The organism is Wenjunlia vitaminophila DSM 41686 (genome assembly GCF_000380165.1).
GTDB lineage: Bacteria > Actinomycetota > Actinomycetes > Streptomycetales > Streptomycetaceae > Wenjunlia > Wenjunlia vitaminophila.
In genome coordinates this window covers 58526-75965 of sequence record NZ_KB904662.1, presented here as the reverse complement: position 1 = coordinate 75965, position 17440 = coordinate 58526, and the positions used below count along the sequence as shown (strand labels likewise).

The 17440-nt window shown below is 72.7% G+C and carries 12 protein-coding genes; 5 read left to right on the top strand and 7 right to left on the bottom strand.

The features are described from left to right. The first annotated feature begins 6 nt into the window (after positions 1 to 6). The 4 genes from A3IG_RS0111115 to A3IG_RS0111100 are packed head-to-tail and all read left to right on the top strand — an operon-like array spanning position 7 to position 6316. On the top strand, positions 7 to 1011 hold the full coding sequence (locus A3IG_RS0111115; protein WP_018383641.1) for an AAA family ATPase: 1005 nt from the start codon (positions 7 to 9) through the stop codon (positions 1009 to 1011). Further along, the gene (locus A3IG_RS29325) at positions 1011 to 2243 is read left to right on the top strand and encodes a DUF58 domain-containing protein (protein WP_018383640.1); all 1233 of its coding nucleotides are present in this window, start codon (positions 1011 to 1013) and stop codon (positions 2241 to 2243) included. The genes A3IG_RS0111115 and A3IG_RS29325 overlap by 1 nt, the downstream gene beginning before the upstream one ends. After that, positions 2240 to 4612: a transglutaminase TgpA family protein gene (locus tag A3IG_RS0111105; protein ID WP_018383639.1), complete on the top strand. Its 2373-nt coding sequence runs from the start codon at positions 2240 to 2242 to the stop codon at positions 4610 to 4612. Before A3IG_RS29325 ends, A3IG_RS0111105 begins: the two co-directional genes overlap by 4 nt. A gap of 51 nt (positions 4613 to 4663) precedes the next feature. After that, the gene (locus A3IG_RS0111100; protein ID WP_018383638.1) at positions 4664 to 6316 is read left to right on the top strand and encodes a serine/threonine protein kinase; all 1653 of its coding nucleotides are present in this window, start codon (positions 4664 to 4666) and stop codon (positions 6314 to 6316) included. A 12-nt stretch (positions 6317 to 6328) separates the two neighbouring features. On the opposite strand, the gene A3IG_RS0111095 is transcribed toward A3IG_RS0111100, so the two are convergent. The 6 genes from A3IG_RS0111095 to A3IG_RS0111065 all read right to left on the bottom strand — a co-directional run bounded on the left by A3IG_RS0111095 (position 6329) and on the right by A3IG_RS0111065 (position 11553). After that, on the bottom strand, positions 6329 to 7993 hold the full coding sequence (locus tag A3IG_RS0111095) for a serine/threonine-protein kinase (protein WP_018383637.1): 1665 nt from the start codon (positions 7991 to 7993) through the stop codon (positions 6329 to 6331). A gap of 252 nt (positions 7994 to 8245) precedes the next feature. Then, complete coding sequence (locus tag A3IG_RS29315) at positions 8246 to 8887, bottom strand: hypothetical protein (protein ID WP_018383635.1); 642 nt, start codon at positions 8885 to 8887, stop codon at positions 8246 to 8248. Next, positions 8884 to 9510 carry a hypothetical protein gene (locus tag A3IG_RS0111080; protein WP_018383634.1) on the bottom strand — a complete coding sequence of 209 codons (627 nt, stop codon included), beginning with the start codon at positions 9508 to 9510 and terminating at the stop codon, positions 8884 to 8886. Before A3IG_RS0111080 ends, A3IG_RS29315 begins: the two co-directional genes overlap by 4 nt. Further along, positions 9504 to 10841: a putative T7SS-secreted protein gene (locus A3IG_RS0111075; RefSeq protein WP_018383633.1), complete on the bottom strand. Its 1338-nt coding sequence runs from the start codon at positions 10839 to 10841 to the stop codon at positions 9504 to 9506. Before A3IG_RS0111075 ends, A3IG_RS0111080 begins: the two co-directional genes overlap by 7 nt. A 22-nt stretch (positions 10842 to 10863) precedes the next feature. Continuing rightward, complete coding sequence (locus A3IG_RS0111070; RefSeq protein ID WP_018383632.1) at positions 10864 to 11148, bottom strand: WXG100 family type VII secretion target; 285 nt, start codon at positions 11146 to 11148, stop codon at positions 10864 to 10866. Positions 11149 to 11256: 108 nt separating this feature from the next. After that, entirely contained in the window at positions 11257 to 11553 is a 297-nt protein-coding gene (locus tag A3IG_RS0111065; RefSeq protein WP_078500292.1) for a WXG100 family type VII secretion target, read from the bottom strand. 484 nt (positions 11554 to 12037) lie between these two features. On the opposite strand from A3IG_RS0111065, the gene A3IG_RS0111060 reads away from it, so the two are divergent. Beyond that, positions 12038 to 16426: an FtsK/SpoIIIE domain-containing protein gene (locus A3IG_RS0111060; RefSeq protein WP_018383630.1), complete on the top strand. Its 4389-nt coding sequence runs from the start codon at positions 12038 to 12040 to the stop codon at positions 16424 to 16426. Positions 16427 to 16478: 52 nt separating this feature from the next. On the opposite strand, the gene A3IG_RS29310 is transcribed toward A3IG_RS0111060, so the two are convergent. Beyond that, the gene (locus A3IG_RS29310) at positions 16479 to 17372 is read right to left on the bottom strand and encodes a menaquinone biosynthetic enzyme MqnA/MqnD family protein (protein ID WP_051087456.1); all 894 of its coding nucleotides are present in this window, start codon (positions 17370 to 17372) and stop codon (positions 16479 to 16481) included. Between the last annotated feature and the right edge of the window lie 68 nt (positions 17373 to 17440).

The following is a 17440-nucleotide window of genomic DNA, read 5'->3' as shown; positions in this document are numbered from 1 at the left end:
AGCACCATGACCGTTCCCCCGCAGCACGGCCACCAGCCCGGCTACCAGGCGGGCGACGCCGTCGCGCTGTTCGCCCAGTGCTTCCACGCCCTCGGCGACAACATCGAGCGCGTGGTCAAGGGCAAGCGCGGCGTCGTCGAACTGGCCCTGGTCTGCCTGTTCTCCGAGGGGCACCTGCTGATCGAGGACGTGCCGGGCACCGGCAAGACCACCCTGGCCCGGTGCATGGCGTCGTCCATCGAAGCCACCTGGCACCGGGTGCAGTTCACCCCGGACCTGCTGCCCTCGGACATCACCGGCGTCACCATCTACCGGCAGAACACCGGCACGTTCGACTTCATGCCGGGGCCGGTGTTCGCCAACATCGTCCTCGGCGACGAGATCAACCGGGCGTCGCCGAAGACCCAGTCGGCGCTCCTCGAGGTGATGGAGGAGCGCCGGGTCACCGCCGACGGCAGGACCCACCCGGTGCCCCGGCCGTTCATGGTGATCGCCACGCAGAACTCCGTGGACATGGGCGGCACCTACCCCCTGCCCGAGGCACAGCTCGACCGGTTCCTGATGCGGGTTACCGTGGGGTACCCGGACCACGCGTCCGAGGTGGCGGTGCTCACCGGAGCGGCTGCAAACGCCTCCCCGGAGGGCCTGTCCACCATCGCCACCGCCCACCACATCGCCGAGTTCGTGCAGGTGGCGGCGCAGGTGCAGGTCGCGGAGCCGCTGTACGACTACCTGGTCCGGGTGGTCGCGGCCACCCGGACGCTGCCCGACGTCCGGCTCGGCGCCAGCCCCCGCGGCTCGGTGGCGCTGCTGCGCGCGGTCCGGGTCAGGGCCGCCTCGCAGGGCCGGGCGTATGTGCTCCCCGAGGACGTCAAGGCGCTGGCCCAGCCGGTGCTCGCCCACCGGCTGATCCTCACCCCGGAGGCGGAGCTGAGCGGGCGCACCGGGGCCGACGTGGTGGCGGAGGTGCTGGCCACGGTGCCGGTGCCGCAGGCCGGGGCCCGGATCTGATGCTCTCCGCCACCGGCTGGGGGGTGCTGTTCAGCGGGGTCGCACTGACCGGGGCGGGTTACGGGCTCGGGTACTCCGAGGCGCTGGTGCTCGGCTCGGCGTGCCTGCTCGCGGTGGTGGTGGCGGTGGTGTGGACGGCCCCGCGCACCGAACTGACGGCCAGGCGGCGGATCGCCCCGCGCAAGGTGTCCCGCGGTGACGACGCCGACGGTGTGGTGACCCTGGTCAACACCGGCCGCGGGACGCGTCGCGGGCTGCGCGCCACCGACCTGTGCGGCGGGGTCCCGCTCGGGGTGGACGTCCCGGTGCTGTCCCCCGGCGAGGAGCACGAGGTGCGGTACGCCCTGCCCACCGAGCGGCGCGGACGGATCCCGGTGGGGCCGCTGAAGCTGGAGCGCACCGACCCGCTGGGGCTCTCCCGGCGGGTGCGGTCCTACGGCTCGGTGGACACCCTGGTGGTGCGGCCCAGGGTGTGCCTGCTGCCGGTGCTGCCTTCGGGCAAGGCGCACCACGTGGAGGGGCCGACCTCGGACACCGCGGACGACGGCTCGCTGACCTTCCACGCGCTGCGCGAGTACGTCCTCGGGGACGACCTGCGCCGGGTGCACTGGCGTTCCACCGCCCGCACCGGGACGCTGATGGTCCGCCAGATGGTGGACGTGTCGCTGCCGCACACCACGATCGTGCTGGACAGCCGTCCCGCCGCCTACCAGGACGAGGACGACTTCGAGCTCGCCGTGGACACCGCCGCGTCCATCGGCTACGCCGCGGCCCGGTCCAACTTCCCGGTGCACCTGGTGTGCGAGACCGGGGCGATCCTGCACACCGACGGATCGGGGAACGACGCCGACGCGGTGCTGGACCGGCTGGCGCTGCTGGGGCAGTCCACCAGGGACTCCCTCGCCGCCGCCTTCGACGAGCTGGAGCAGGCCCGCGGCGGCGGTTCACTGATCGTGGTGACCGGTACCGCGGACACCTCCGGGCTCACCGCACTGGGCCGGGTCAGGCGCCGGTTCGACCGCGCCGTGCTGCTGCGGGTCGGTGCCGGGGCCGGCACCGACCCCGGTGTCGCGGGCCCCGGCCCGTCGGGCGCCGGGGCCGGCGGCCCGCGGACCGGCGGTGGCACCGGAGGCCTGGCCGAGGCCACCGCGGTCGCCGCGGACGTGCCGCAGATGCACATCACCAGCCTCAGGGCACTGCTCGCCGGCTGGCGCTGGGAGGCCGTGCGGTGACCACGCCCCCCAGGACCGGCGCCAGGACCACCGGCCTGGCCGGCGGGTTCCCCGACTCCGGCTACGACGGGCCGTCATGGGCGCCGCCCAGGCCGCGGGCGCCCCGCGAGGAACGGCCCGCGCCGCGCCGGGTCACCGGGCAGTGGACGTTGGGCAGGACCCGCCGCCTGTGGTCGCTGCTGCCGGTGGCCGGCCTGGTCGGCACCGCCGGGTTCGGCTTCCACCGGGTGTTCGAGACCTCGGCGCTGCTGCCGGTGCTGCTGGTCGCCGTACCGGCCCCGATGGCCCTGTCCCTCGGCCTGACTTGGCTGCTCGGCCGCCGGCGGGCCGCCCCGCTGTGGCCCTCGCTGCTGCTGACCGTGGTGGCCTGGGTGGCCGTGGTCTGCGGCACCCTCTTCCGGGACGACGGAGGGCCGCTGCCCACCGGGGACGCGTTGGGCCGCGTGTGGTCGGCCCTGTTGGACTCCCCGCACGCCATCCTGAGCTCCATCCTGCCGGTTCCGGACGAGCCCGAACTCCTGGTGCTCGCGCACGCGGTGGTCTGGCTGGCCTCGTTCACCGCCACCGAACTCGCCCTGCGCACCCGCACCGCGCTGCTCCCCGCGGCGCCCGCCGTGTTGGCGTTCGGCTTCCCCCTGGTGCTCGGGGTGGGCGGCCCGGGTTCCAACGTGCCGCTCGCGGCGGGCCTGGTGGCGTTCGCGGCGGTGCTGGTGCTGCTGCGGTCCCGGGCCGCCGCGTCCGGCGTCCGCGGCCTTGCCGTCGCCCTGCCACTGGTCGCGGTGCTCACGGTGCTCGCCGGACTGCTGGGCCCGCACGCCCCGGGGCTGTCCGCCCGCGAGCCGCTCGACCTGCGGGACTCGGTGAGCACGCCGGTGCGGCACCCGCAGACCACCAGCCCGCTCGACCACATCGCCGCCTGGATGCGGAACCCCGACACCGAGCTGTTCACCGTCCGTTCCGGGGCTGAGGCCAACTGGCGGCTGATGGTGCTCGACCAGTACAACGGGGCGATCTGGACCAGCGACGCGTCGTTCGCGCCGTCCGGCGGGAACGTGCCCGCGGTCCGCGACGCCGACCCCGGTGACCGCCGCGCCCTCGAGCAGGAGGTCACCGTGCAGGACCTGCCCGGCATCTGGCTGCCCGCGGCCGACCGTCCCACCTCGGTGGACCTGCCGGACTCCGTGCCGGTGTTCGTCGATCCCCGCTCGGGGATGCTCTCCACCGGCACGGACGGCCCCGTCGGTGCCAAGGTCAACTCCGGGCTGACCTACACCGCGGAGTCGGAGCTGCCGGTGTACGACGTCAAACGGCTCCAGTACGCGCCCACCGCCGACGACCCCGGGGCCACGGAGCTGGTGCGGACCGACGCCGACGGCCAGCCCATCCCCGCCCTGGAGACGTTCCGGGAGCTGGCCGCCGAGGCCACCGCCGGCAGCAGCTACCCCTACCAGCAGGCGGTGAAGCTCGCCGACTGGCTGCGGGAGAACCAGCAGTTCGACCCGCGGGCGGTGTCCGGCCACTCCTACCGCGCCCTGGAGTTCTTCCTCACCGAGAGCCACACCGGCACCTCGGAGCAGTTCGCGGCGTCGTTCGCGGTGATGGCCCGCTCCCTGGGACTGCCCACCAGGATCGCGGTCGGCTTCCGCCCCGGGACCGTGGTGGACGACGCGTCGGGCGGCACCACCCGGCAGGTCACCGGCGCCGACGCCCTGGCCTGGCCCGAGGTGGAGTTCGAGGGGATCGGCTGGGTGCCGTTCTACCCGACCCCGGCCGAGGCCTCGTCCGGCGGCTCCTCGGCGGCGCCCGCCGGCCAGCCCAAGGAGCGCGAGGAGGTCGACCAGCAGATCACCGAGAAGCCGCGCGCCTCCCAGCCGGAGGGGGAGGACCAGGAGGGGACCACCGCCACGGGCGGCCGGGCCGACGACGGTGGCGGGCCGCCGGTGTGGGTGTACCCGCCGCTCGGGGTCGTCGTGCTGGCCGCCGCGTACGTGCTGTACGCCCTGTGGCGCCCGAGGCGCCGGCGCAGCCGACGGCGGAACGCCCCCGACTCGGGCGGGCAGGTGCTGGGCGCCTGGGAGCAGATCGTGGAGCGGCTCACCGAGATCGGGTTGCCGCCGACCTGCGCGCACACCGCGACCGAGGTCGCGGCGTTCGGCTCCCACCAGGTGGGCGGGGCCGCCGGCGATCACCTGCCGGAGTTGGCCCGTCTGGTCAACGAGGTCGGGTACGGCGGACGCAGTCCGGACCGGGCAACCGCGCAGGCTGCCTGGCGGCACTGCGACGCCGTTGAGAGGATCGTCGTACGCTCGGTTCCCACACGGGAGCGCCTGCGCCGGACGCTGCACCCACGCGCGCTGCGGCGGCGCTGACCCTCCTGCGCACGAACCTCGATCCACGGTAAGAGAACGGCAGGAGTCACAGTGAACTGGGGCCAGCACCAAAGCGGTCAGCAGACCGCCCAGCCAGGCGCCGGGCGGGGTGTTCCGGGGCAGGGCCGGGGAACACCGGCGCCGGTCCTGCCGGACGGGTACCAGTTGCTGCGCCCCGTGGGGGCGGGCCGGTACGCCTCGGTCTACCTGTGCCGGGAGGAGGCGACGGGCAACGAGGTCGCGGTCAAGGTGACCCGGTTCGCCGTGCGCAGCAGCTCCAAACGGCTGGCCGGGCACGCGGAGTTGCTGGCCGCGGGTGCCGCCGCCCGACACCCGTGCGCGGTACGGGTGGAGGACGCCGGGTTCACCTCGGAACGCCGGGCGTACCTGGTCACCCAGTTCTGCCGCGGCGGCAACGCGGCGGCCAAGCTGGCCGCGTCCGGTCCCTTCCCGGTGGAGGAGGTGCTGGCGATCGGGGTGCGCCTCGCGCTGGCCCTGCACTCCTCGCACCGGGCCGGGGTGCTCCACCTCGACGTGCGCCCGGCCAACGTCCTGTATGACGAGGCCGGTGACTCGTTGTTGTCCGACAACGGGGTGGCCAGGGTCTTCCAGCGCTGCGCCCCGGAACTCGGCGTGGTCTTCGACCCGATGTACGTCTCCAGGGAGATGTTCGGCTGGGAGACGCCCGGGCCGGCCGCCGACGTCTACGGTCTGGGCGCCACCCTGTTCGCGCTGCTCGCCGGGGAGCCCGCGTACTCCGACGCCGGGCGCAACGGCTGGGCCGCGCTGTACCAGGAGGTGCTCCGCGGCGAGCTGCCCTACCCGCACCGGCCTGACGTGCCCCCGCAGTTGATGACGATGATCCAGCGGATGATGTCGGCGCAGCCGGAGAACCGGCCGCCGCTCACCGAGGTGCACCGGGTGCTGCGCCAGATGCTGCCGGTCGCCTACGCCTCCCGGGTCCCCGACCTGGAGCCGGAGCCGGCGGTGGAGCTGCCCCTGCCCGGGTGGGACCCGGCGGACGACATCACCCTGGAGGAGGTCGAGGAGAACGAGCGGGCCAAGTCCGAGGCGCAGGCGGCGATCCGGCGGCGCAACCGCAACCGGGTGCTGACCGCCACCAGCGTGGTGGTGCTGTTCGCCGCCGCGGCCACCGCGCTGGTGCTGTTCACCGGCGGGGACGACGAGAAGAAGCCCTCCAAGAACACGGCGTCACCGTCCCAGAAGCAGACCCAGGGCCAGACGGAGGGCGGGACCGGGGAACAGGACCCGGCGCAGGGCCAGGCCCAGCAGGTCCCGGCGGAGGACCTGCCCGACCTCCAGCCCAAGGGCCTCTCGGTGGCCACCCAGGGCAACAGCGTCCAGGTCTCCTGGCAGGCCCCGCAGAAGCCGGAGTCGGTGGCGTACTACCTGGTCACGGCGAGCCCGCCGGGTGACGAGGGCCAGGTGCTCTCGATCAAGCAGGCCGCCAAGGACGAGTTCCAGGTGGTGTTCACCAAGCCGCCGGTGACCGCGGACAGTTGCTACACCGTGACGGCGATGGTGGGCACCGACGCCAACGACCTGAAGTTCGCCCCGTCCGAGTCGGCCTGCGCCGACGAGGACGGGCAGGACGCGCAGGCCGAGTCCTCCGGCGGTCAGGACGACAGCGCCGGTCAGGTCTCGGGGGGAACGAGCGGGACCACCACCGAGGGCACCGGCTGAGACCGCGCCCGGTCAGCCCTCGTCGGTGTCGTCGATCCTGGTCAGTTCGCCCCTGGGGCGGCCGGCCTGCTCGTCCCCCGACTCGTAGAGCAACCGGCCGTCACCGATGAGCCGCAGCGTGGTGGAGTCGCTGCCGGAGGAACAGATGCCCGGGTACGGGTTGGGGTGGTCCTTCGGCCAGCGGGTGTCGAAGACCAGCCGGTCCTCCTTCACCTCGGTCAGCTTCCAGTCGGAGCTGCAGTCGAAGCTCAGCAGCGTGAACGAGTCGCGGGCGACGTTCTCGCCGACCCTGCCCCCCTTGATGGTGAGCTTCAGGCTGCTGGGCACGCCCATGTTGGCGGTCGTGGTGGTCCCCTCCCAGGTGCCCAGGTACCCCTGCGGCACCGTGTCCGCGGCCTGCTGGCGCCGGTCCTTCCCGGCCGGCTCGTCGTCCCCGTCCAGCAGCAGCACCCCCGCGGTGGCGAGCGCCCCGGCCAGCACCAGGGCCCCGGCGGTCACCGCCGCCACCCGGCCCCGCCGACGGCGCGTCCCGCCCGGCTCCTGGCGGGACGCGCCGTCCGTGTGCGGCACCGGGGGCGGTGTGGGGCGTCGGGCCGTCCAGGGCTGGGTCGGCGCCGCGGCGACGCCCGCGGCGGAAACGGCGGGCCCGGGGGGCCCGGGAGGCCGGGGTCCCGTTCCGGGAACCTCGTCCTGCGGGCCGGAGGCGTCCCACCGGGGCGGGGGCCCGAACTGCCCGGTGACGCCTCCCGGCGGGGCGGCGGGCACGGGGGCCGCGCCCTCGTCGTCGAGGTCGAGCAGTTCCACCGCCTTGCGGCCCAGCGAGGTGACCACCGCCTGCGGCAGCCACCCGGTGGGGAACAGGGCCGCGGCGGACTCCTGCCCGGTCAGCGCCCGCACCACCTCGGCCGGCTTCGGCCGACGCTCCGGCTCCTTGCGCAGGCACTCCCGCGCCACCGTGCGCAGGGCCCCGTCGAGGTCGCCGAGCTCCGGTTCCTCGTGGGCCACCTTGTAGAGCATGGCGGCGGTGTTGCTGCCGGGGAACGGCCCACGTCCCAGCGCGGCGAACGCGAGCACCGCGCCGAGGGAGAAGACGTCGGTCTCGGCGCCGACCGGGTTGCCGAGGACCTGCTCGGGCGACATGTAACCGGGCGAGCCCACGACGATCCCGCTGCGGGTCAGCGAGGCGGTGGCGTCCAGCGCCCGGGCGATCCCGAAGTCGATCAGGCGGGGTCCGTCCACGGCCAGGATCACGTTGGACGGCTTGACGTCCCGGTGCACCAGGTCCATGCCGTGCACCGCGGCGAGGGTCTCGGCGAGGCCGGCGACCAGCGCCCGCACCGACTCCGCCGGCAGCGGCCCGAACTCGGCGACCGCCTGGTGCAGCGCGGGCCCGGCGACGTAGCCGGTGGCCACCCAGGGCCTCGGCCCCTCGGTGTCCGCGTCCAGGACCTGGGCCGTCCACGCCCCGCCGACCCGGCGGGCCGCCGCCACCTCCTGGCGGAACCGGGCCCTGAACTCGGTGTCGTCGGCCAGCTCCGACCGCACCACCTTGACCGCGACGGTCCTGCCGCCGGCGGTCCGGCCGAGGTACACCCGCCCCATCCCGCCCACGCCGAGCCGCCGCAGCAGCCGGTAGTCGCCTATGCGTCCGGGGTCGTCAGGTCCAAGTCGTTCCATCTCCACCTACTTGCCCACGCGCTGGTGACCCGACAGGTCAGGCCCGGACCTCCAACGACTCCACCAGTTCGTACGCCAGTTCAGCGTGCGCCCGACCCGTGTCGGGGGAGCCCCGGTCAACGTGCCCTCGACGACCGAGCGGTGGGCCCGTGAACTGACGGCCGCCGGTCAGGGCGAGGTGCCGCCGCGCGGGGCCCGGGAGGTGCGGGACCGGTCCCGGTGGCGGCACGGCGGAGGCGGTGGCGCGAGGCCTCACGCCCCCGGCGCGTCGTCCTCGTCGTCCGGCTCGTCCGGGAGGTCGTCGTCGGCGCGGACGCGGATGGACCGGGTCAGCGCGTCGATGTCGTCCAGCGCCATCGCCACCCGGCCCAGGTCACCGCTGACCGACCACACCCGCACGTCGATGCCGTGCTCGGGGACCCGCCAGGCGTAGTTCACCGAGCAGCACAGCGCACCCTCCTGCGGCTCGGTGAAGTACCGAAGGGACCGCAGGCCCCGGCCCAGGTGCTCGGTCTCGAACTCGTCCACCATGGGCTTCTCCACCGCCTCGGTGTCGTCCGCCCGGACGATCTCCCGGAGCCGCTCCGTGCGGTCCCCCTCCGCCGGCCAGGAGTCCACGTACACCGGCATCGGCATCTGGCGCGGGTCGGGCACGTGGAGGTAGACGGCCTGTCCCGGGAAGGCGGCGGGAATCTGCTCGGCGAAGTTGGTCAGCGAGGCGGCGAGGCTGTCCACCTGCTCGTCCAGCTCAGGGCCCTCCTCCTGGAGGTCCCACAGGGCCTCGGCGAACAGGCGCCCCCACTCCTCGGGTCCGGAGAAGCCCGCCTCCTCCTCGAAGGAGGTGGGCATCCACAGAAAGGTGTCCACGTCGTAGTCGACATCGATCCAGCTCATGGATGGCTCCAGCGGAAGGTGGTCATGATGGCGTCGAACAGTTCCACGAGGACGTCGGCGAACTCGCTGCGGGGCTCGCCGTCGGCCACGGTGCTGAAGCCTACGCTGACCCAGCGGTTCGGGTCCTCCGGGACGTTCACCACGTAGTCCACCCGTCGGCTGGCGTACTCCACACCGCGCTTCTCGCTGGGCTCGGCGACCCGCTCCACCCGCATCCCGATCGCCCCGTCCAGCGTGGTCGGTTCGGCGCCCTCGGACGTGGACAGCAGCCGGGCGGCCACCATCGACGGGTCGATCTCGGTGACGGACTCGTAGCGGAACTCCGAGACGATGAACGAGGCGGCCACGAACACCCCGTGCATCGTCTCCACCGGCAGGTAGAGGTCGAGCCCCGAGTTGGACTTGGCCTCCCGGGACGCCTTGCGCAGCCGCTTGATCAGGTCCATCCGCAGCAGGCTGAGCTTGTCCTTGGGGACGTCGTCGGGGAGCTGCTCGACCGCCTCGTCCACGATCTTCTTCACGGCCTCGTCGGTCCCGGACCGCAACGGGATCCGGGACCAGCCGGGCGGTATCACCACGGTGTAGCCGGTGGGCGCCGGCAGCGCGGGGGCGACGTCTACCACGTCGATCCCACCGGGGCCTGCCAGGTGCTGCCCTTCCAGTCGTTGTAGCCCTCGTTGTAGGGCTTGAACGGCATGGAGTCGGCGTTGCCGAACGTCTTGTCGCCGAGGTCCACGCCGAGGCCGCCCCAGTTCGCGGCCTGGGCGGTGCCGTAGCCCAGGCGGGCCTTGTTGACGGTGGTCACGGCCTCGGGGAAGCGGTTGGCCATCCGGTTGACGTTGTTCAGCAGCGCCACGCCCTCGGTGTCACCCTGGTTGAGCACCTTGGCCAGCTTCCCGCCCACCGGGGTGGGGCTCATCGGGACGCTGGGGGCGCCGCGGCGGGCCTGCCGCTTCAGGGCGTCGATCTGGGCCTTGGCCGCCCGCTTCTGCGCCGCGCTCGCCGTCTTGCTGTTCAGCACCCGGCCGAGCTGCTGGCGCTGGGCACTGCTGTTGCGCATCGCGGCCTTGACCATGCCCCGGCGGGCGGCGATGGACGAGGCCTTGGCGGTGGCGTTGGCGCCCTTCAGGGCGGCCATGCCGGCCCGGCCGACGCCCATGGTCAGCAGACCGAAGGTGTCGACGGCGACTTCCATCCAGCTCGCGTTGCCGGTCGCCGCGAGCAGGGATCTGCCCGCGACCACGATGAGGCCGGCGATCAGCAGGAACATGACCACGTTCAGACCCGGGACGAACATCGCGATGATCGCGACCGCGGTGGCGACCCAACTGATCACGTCAATGACGATCTTGATGACGTCGGCGTACTTGTCGACGAAGTCCTTGACGTTGTCCCACCAACTGTCCTCGACGTCGTCGTCGATGGACTTGCGGATCTTCCCCGCGATCTCGTCTTCCTTCTTGTCGCGGTGGCTGGTGGCCTCGCGCAGCTTGGACTTGGCGGCCTCGAGCGCCTCGTTGGTCTTCTTCGCGGCGTCCTTGCGGGTCTGCTCCGCCTCGCGCTCCTCCTTCGTCATGTCCTCCGTCTTCTTGGAGGGCTTGGCTCCGGCGGTGTCGACGGCGTTCTGTGACGGCGCCATGTTCAGGGCCTGGATCGACAGGCTCTGGGCGTGCTCGAGCTCCGACGCCCAGGTGCTGAGGTGACCCGAGACCTGCTCGTAGCGGCCGGCGGTCTTGTCCAGCTTCCCGGCGAGGTCGCTGGCCGCGGTGCGCAGCTCGTTGGCGTACTTGCCCTTGAGGGTGCTGTCCTTGCCTATCTGCCGCAGCTTGTTGACCTGGTCGCGGATGATGACGCCGATGTCGGACATCCGCGAGCTCTCCTCACGGATGGACTGGGGGTTGCCGGGGACCGGGTCCTGGTCGGCGAGCGGTCTCCAGTCCGTGGGCCTGGCCATGGTTCGTTCTCCCCCTGCTCGATCAGTCGCCCTTGCAGTTGTCGGCGAGTTTCTTGTCCGTGTCCTTGAACGTCGTCAGGGTGTTGGTCACCATCTCGCCGACCGACTTGATCGACTGGACCAGTTCCTTGCGGTGGCGGTCCCAGTTGCCGACGAAATCTCCCATGGCGTCGGCGACCTCGCCGGACCCCCAGATGCCGCGCAGTTGGTCCCTGCGCTCGCCGCATTTCTCGAACTCGCTCTGGATGGTCTTCAGGTCAGACTCGCAGTCTTCGAGCGTGTCGTAGCTCACGCACAGGTCGCTCACGGTGTCTCCTCGTTCCCCCGTAGCCGAACCGGCCCGCGGTGTGTCGCAGGCCGGTTCGGCAACGCCCTACAGGGTGCTGCTCACTGAGTCGGGTACCGGGCCGCGCCCTTACTTGCCCAGGCCCTTGGCCAGCTCGTCGTCCGCGCGCTCGAAGGCGTCGGCGGCGCTCTCCAGGAACTTGCCCATGCCGTCGAGACCCTCGATGGTCTTCTTGGCGCCCTCGTTGAACTCGTCGTAGGACTGGTCGAACTGCTTCGACGAGCGGTCCGTGACGTAGCCGCCGTTCACCAGGCTGGTGACCAGCTTCTTCAGGTCAGCCAGCTTCTGCTCGATCTCCTGCTGGCCGTTCTGGAGCTTCTTGGCCGCGTCCCGCATGTCCTGATAAGTAACGGAAACATTAGACATGAAGACTCACCCTTCACTGACCTTGCCCCAGGGCCGTCCCCCGTGGCTCCTGTTACTACTTCTTTCGTACTACCGCATTGTCGTTATAGCGGCCCACCGCACCACTCTAGGCGTACGGTTGGCCCAGACGCATCCAGCCCGTCAGCACAAGCGGAACACCGACGTGTCGTGACGAACACGACACGGAACGGCTCCGCCGGCCCCGGGGCCGGACTACCGGTTGGGACGAGCGGCACCCGATCAACGGTTCCCGACGGAGCAACAAACCCTTTCGCTCGCACCGGCGCGGCCCGCCGCCCGGGCGTCCGCCCCGGCATCCGCCCCGGCGTCACTCGCCGGTACGAGGACACCACCGCCGGCCACACCCCGGTTCCTGCCGGCGCGCGGTCCGACCGGCCTGTTGCATGATGGGGCCTGGCCGCCACCGTCGCGGTGTTGACGGCGGTGACGGCAGGCAAGAACAACGCCCCAGGGGGACGGCACCGTGGAACTCCAGCTCAGCGTCATCGACCCCGTCCGCGAGGACCGTGCGGACCTGCTGGTCGATGCCGATCCCGCCTCCTCGGTGGGCGCGCTCGCCGCCGAGATCGCCCGCCAGCTCGGACGGCCGGACGACGGCGCGGGGCCACCGATCCTCCACGTCAACGGGTTCCGGATCGACCCGGCGGTGCCGCTCGACGCCTCCCCGGTGCGCGACGGCGCGCTGGTCAGCATCGCCGACCCGGCCGCCTGCCCGCCGCCCCAGGCCCAGGGCACCGTCGAGCTGCGGATCGTCGGCGGCCCCGACGCCGGCGGGGTGCACCGGCTCGGCCCCGGGGTGACCGTGGTCGGCAGCGGCACCGACGCCTGGATCCGGGTGAACGACGCCGCCCTCCCCAGCTCCGCGGTCGAGGTGGACGTGGCGGTGGACGGCACGGTCACCGCCCGTCCGGTGTTCGGCAGCTCGGCCACCATGGACGGCCAGCCGCTCGAACAACCGAAGCCCTGGCGGTACCGCAGCGTGGTCGGGGTCGGCCAGACACTCCTCGAACTGGCCCCGCCCACCTTCCCGGACACCGCGCTGAAGCCGTCCGAGGACGGCACCGGGTTCGACTACAACCGCCCGCCGCGGATCACCCCGCCACCCCGCCTCACCCAGTTCGCCATCCCCTCCAAGCCCAAGGAGACGGAGAACCGCCCGCTCCCGTGGATCATGGCCCTGGTGCCCCTGGTCGGCGCCGTGACCATGGCGCTGATCATGGACCGGATGATCTTCCTGATCCTGGCGGTGCTCAGCCCGATCGCCCTGGTCGCCAACTACTTCTACGACAAGAAGCACGGCAAGAAGTCGTTCCGGAAGACCCTCGCCGAGTGGGGACGGGCCAAGGACTCCATCGAGCGGCAGGCCCGCAAGGCCATGTCCGCCGAGACCCTGGCCCGCCGACTGGGCGCCCCGGACCCGGCCGCGCTCTTCCTCACCGCCACCGGCCCCGGGCAACGGCTGTGGGAGCGCCGCCTCACCGACGAGGACCACGGCCTGCTCCGCGTCGGCACCGGCACCCTGCCGTCGGAGGTGCAGGTCACCGACCCGCAGCAGGAGGAGCACAAGCGCAAGGACCCGCGCAAGCTGCTCGACGTGCCGATCACCATCCCGCTGCGCCGGCACGGGGTGGTCGGCATCGCCGGCCGCGGGGAGCTGCCCCGGGCCATCGGCCGCTGGCTCGTCACCCAGGCCGCCGTCCTGCACACCCCCGCGGACCTCAGCATCTGCGTGCTCACCGAACCGCAGGGCCGCCACTCCTGGGAGTGGGTGCGGTGGCTGCCGCACGCCCGCGCCCGCGAGGGGCAGAGCGCCGTGGTCCTGCTGGGCACCGAGGCGGACAGCGTCGCCCGGCGGATCAGCGAACTCCTCGCCCAGCTCACCGCCCGTCAGGAGGCCGCCCGCGACGCCGGGATCCAGCCCAACCAGATCTGGTCCGGCCCCACTGTGCTGGTGGTCCTCGACGGCTCCCGACGGCTGCGCGCCATGCCGGGCCTGACCCAGATCCTGCGTGAGGGGCCGCAGGTCGGCATCCACCTGATCTGCCTGGACGCGGACCGCCGGCTGCTGCCCGAGGAGTGCCGGGCGCTGGTGGAGGAGGACTACTACGGGCTGCTCCAGGTCTCCATGGCCGGTGAGCAGCCCGCGGAGAGCGTGCGCCCGGACTGCGTGACGCCGCAGTGGTGCGAGCAGGTGGCCCGCGCCATCGCCCCGGTCCGGGACGTCAGCGGGGACGAGACCTCGGCGCTGCCGGACGCCTGTCGGCTGCTCGACGTCATCAACATGGAGCCGCCCAACCCCGACGCGATCGCCGCGCTGTGGAACATGGGCGGGCGCAGCACCTCCGCCGTGGTCGGCGCGTCGTTCGACGGCCCGTTCTCCATCGACCTGGTCAGGGACGGACCGCACGGCCTGGTCGCCGGCACCACCGGCTCCGGCAAGTCCGAGCTGTTGCAGACCCTGGTGGCGTCGCTCGCGGTGGTGAACCGGCCGGACGCCATGACCTTCGTCCTGGTGGACTACAAGGGCGGCTCGGCGTTCAAGGACTGCGTGAAGCTGCCGCACACCGTGGGCATGGTCACCGACCTCGACACCCATCTGGTGGAGCGGGCCCTGGAGTCCCTCGGCGCGGAGCTGCGCCGCCGCGAGCACATCCTGGCCGCGGCCGGCACCAAGGACCTGGAGGACTACCTGATCGCGATGCGGCGGAACCCGTCGCTCGCCCCGATGCCGCGGCTGCTGCTGGTCATCGACGAGTTCGCGTCCATGGCCCGGGAGCTCCCGGACTTCGTCACCGGCCTGGTGAACATCGCCCAGCGCGGTCGGTCGCTCGGCATCCACCTGATCCTGGCCACCCAGCGCCCCTCGGGTGTGGTCTCCCCGGAGATCCGGGCCAACACCAACCTGCGGATCGCCCTGCGGGTCACCGACGCCAGCGAGTCCATGGACGTCATCGACGCCCCCGACTCCGGCTACATCTCCAAGTCCACCCCCGGCCGCGCCTTCGTCCGGCTCGGCGCAGCCTCCCTGCTGCCGTTCCAGTCCGGGCGCGTCGGGGGCCGCAGGCCGGGTCAGGTGGCCTCCGCGTCCGTGCCCGCCCCGTGGAGCGTGGCCCTGGGCTGGGAGGCGCTGGGCCGCCCCGCGCCCGAGCGGCCGTCCAGCGGCGGCGGCAACGACGACGACCTGCTGACCGACCTCGCGGTGTTGGTCGAGGCGATCCAGGGGGCCAACGCCCAGCTCCAGATCCCGCCGCAGCACAGCCCCTGGCTGCCGGCCCTGCCGGAGAAGATGGTGATCGCCGAGCTCCCCGCGCCCACCCACGCCTCCTCGGACGGCCTGGTCGCCGCCCCGTACGCGGTGGACGACCTGCCGGGCCAGCAGGCCAGGCGCACCGCGTCGGTGGACCTGACCACGTTCGGCCACATGCTGATCTCCGGGGCGCCGAGGATGGGCCGCTCCCAGGTGCTGCGCACCATGGCCGGCTCGATCGCCCAGTACAACACCTGCGCGGACGTCCACCTGTACGCGTTGGACTGCGGCAACGGCGCGCTGCTCGCCCTGAACAAGCTGCCGCACTGCGGCGCGGTGGTGCGCAGCAACGAGTCGGACCGGGCCATCCGGCTGGTGGAGAAGCTGGCCAACGTGGTCCAGGAGCGGATGTCCGCCCTCGGCGAGCGCGGCTTCACCGACATCAACGAGCAGCGCAACGGGGTGCCCGAGCACGAGCGGCTGCCGCACATCGTGCTGATGCTGGACCGCTGGGAGGGGTTCCTGGCGTCGCTGGGCGACCTCAACTCCGGCGCGCTGGTGGACACGCTGTTCCAGATCCTGCGCGAGGGCGCCTCGGTCGGGGTCCACCTGATCATCACCGGGGACCGCACCCTGCTCACCGGCCGGATCTCCACGCTCACCGAGAACAAGCTGTCGTTCCAGCTCAGTGATCCCTCGGACCTGACGCTGCTGGGGCTCAACCCGAGGAAGATCCCGTCCAGCATCCCGCCCGGGCGCGGGTTCCGCGCCCAGGGGGCGGTGGAGACGCACGTCGCCCTGCTCACCGAGGACGTGGCCGGTCAGGCGCAGGCGGCGGCGATCGAGGCCATCGGCGCCGCGGCCAGGCGGAGGGACGCCGGGGTGCCGCGCCACCGGTGGCCGTTCCGGGTGGACGTCCTGCCGCAGCGGATCACCTTCGAGGAGGCGTGGGACCTGCGGGACGCCGACCGGGGGGCGATGTGGGCGATGGCCGCGGTCGGCGGCGACCAGCTCACCGCGCTCGGACCGGACCTGTCCCAGGGCACTCCGGCGTTCGTCATCGCCGGGCCGCCGCGCTCCGGCCGCAGCACCACCCTGCTCACCATGACCCGCTCGTTCCTCACGGTGGGCACCCAGGTGATCATCGGTGCGCCGCGGCAGTCGCCGATGCGGATGCTGGCCAGGGCCCCCGGCGTGGCCGGGTACTTCGAGGGCGACGACATCGACGCCGACGAACTGAGCGAGGCCATCTCCCGGCTCAGCGGGCCCGGGATGATCCTGGTGGACGACGCGGAGATGCTCCGTTCCTGCGACGCCTCCGACGTGCTCTCCTCGGTGCTGCGGCGGTCCGTCGGGGCACACGTCGGCGTGGTGATCGCCGGTGACGCGGACGACGTCTGCGGAGGGTTCTCCGGCTGGCAGGTGGAGGCGAAGAAGGCCCGCCGCGGGCTGTTGCTCTCCCCGCAGAACATCTCCGACGCCGACCTGCTCGGGGTGCGGCTGCAACGCAACCAGGTCGGCCAGCCCATCCAGCCGGGCCGGGGCCTGCTGCACCTGGGGGACGGGGCGGTGCACGTGGTGCAGGTGCCGCTGACGACGACCTGACGGTGGACGGCGGGCCCCGTCCCGGCCCGGCGGGCCGGGACAGGGCCCGGCGTCACCCCCCGGTCGGCTCCGCGGGCCGGGGGTCGAACAGCTCGATGTCCACGTCCGGGGCGAACCCCGCGGTGTCCGCGATCCTGCGGGCGAACGCCCGGATGCCGGCGAGCTGCCGCTCGCCCAGCGAGTAGTCCAGGGTGAGGAAGTACCGCTGTAGCACCTCGGCGTCGAACGCCTCCCAGCGCGCCGCCTGCTCGGCCACCTTGGTCACCTCCGTCAGCGACAGGTCGCGGGAGGCCAGGAAGGAACGGTGCACCTCGGCGACGGTGTCGGGCTCCCGGGCCAGGAACTCCCGGCGGGCCGCCCACACCGCGAAGACGAACGGGAGTCCCGTCCACTCCCGCCACATCTCCCCCAGGTCGTGTACCTGGAGCCCCAGCCGGGGCGCGTCGTGCAGCGAGGCGCGCAGCGCCGCGTCACCGATCAGCACCCCCGCCTGTGCCTCCTGCATCATCAGCCCCAGGTCGGGCGGGCAGGTGTAGTAGTCGGGGTCCACCCCGATCCGTTCGGCGAGCAGGAGCTGGGCCAGCCGGACCGCGGTGCGGCTGGTGGAGCCCAGGGCGACCTTCTCCCGGTCGAGCCGCTCCAGCGGCACCTGGCTGACGATCAGGCAGGACATCACCGGGCCGTCGCTGCCGACCGCGATGTCCGGCAGCACCACCAGGTCCTCGGCGTGCCGCAGGAACTCCACCAGGGAGATCGGGGCGATGTCCAGGGCACCACCGGCCAGTTGCTCGTTGAGCTGGTCGGGGGTGTCCTTGGTCAGCTCGAGGTCCAGCAGGTTCCCGGTGCGGGCCAGGCCCCAGTACAGGGGCAGGCAGTTGAGGAACTGGATGTGACCGACTCGGGGGCGACGCCGCTGGGCGCCGGCAGGCACTGCGCGATTGTCCACACCGGCAGGCTAGACCCGCCCCGCCGGCGTACCGGCCGGGCCCCCGGTCGGTACGCGGAACGGGCCCT

Coding starts and splice junctions, on each gene's coding strand:
- A3IG_RS0111115 (WP_018383641.1), top strand. CDS start 7: ATGACCGTTCCCCCGCAGCACGGCCACCAGCCCGGCTACCAGGCGGGC.
- A3IG_RS29325 (WP_018383640.1), top strand. CDS start 1,011: ATGCTCTCCGCCACCGGCTGGGGGGTGCTGTTCAGCGGGGTCGCACTG.
- A3IG_RS0111095 (WP_018383637.1), bottom strand. CDS start 7,993: ATGGAACGACTTGGACCTGACGACCCCGGACGCATAGGCGACTACCGG.
- A3IG_RS29315 (WP_018383635.1), bottom strand. CDS start 8,887: ATGAGCTGGATCGATGTCGACTACGACGTGGACACCTTTCTGTGGATG.
- A3IG_RS0111075 (WP_018383633.1), bottom strand. CDS start 10,841: ATGGCCAGGCCCACGGACTGGAGACCGCTCGCCGACCAGGACCCGGTC.
- A3IG_RS0111065 (WP_078500292.1), bottom strand. CDS start 11,553: ATGTCTAATGTTTCCGTTACTTATCAGGACATGCGGGACGCGGCCAAG.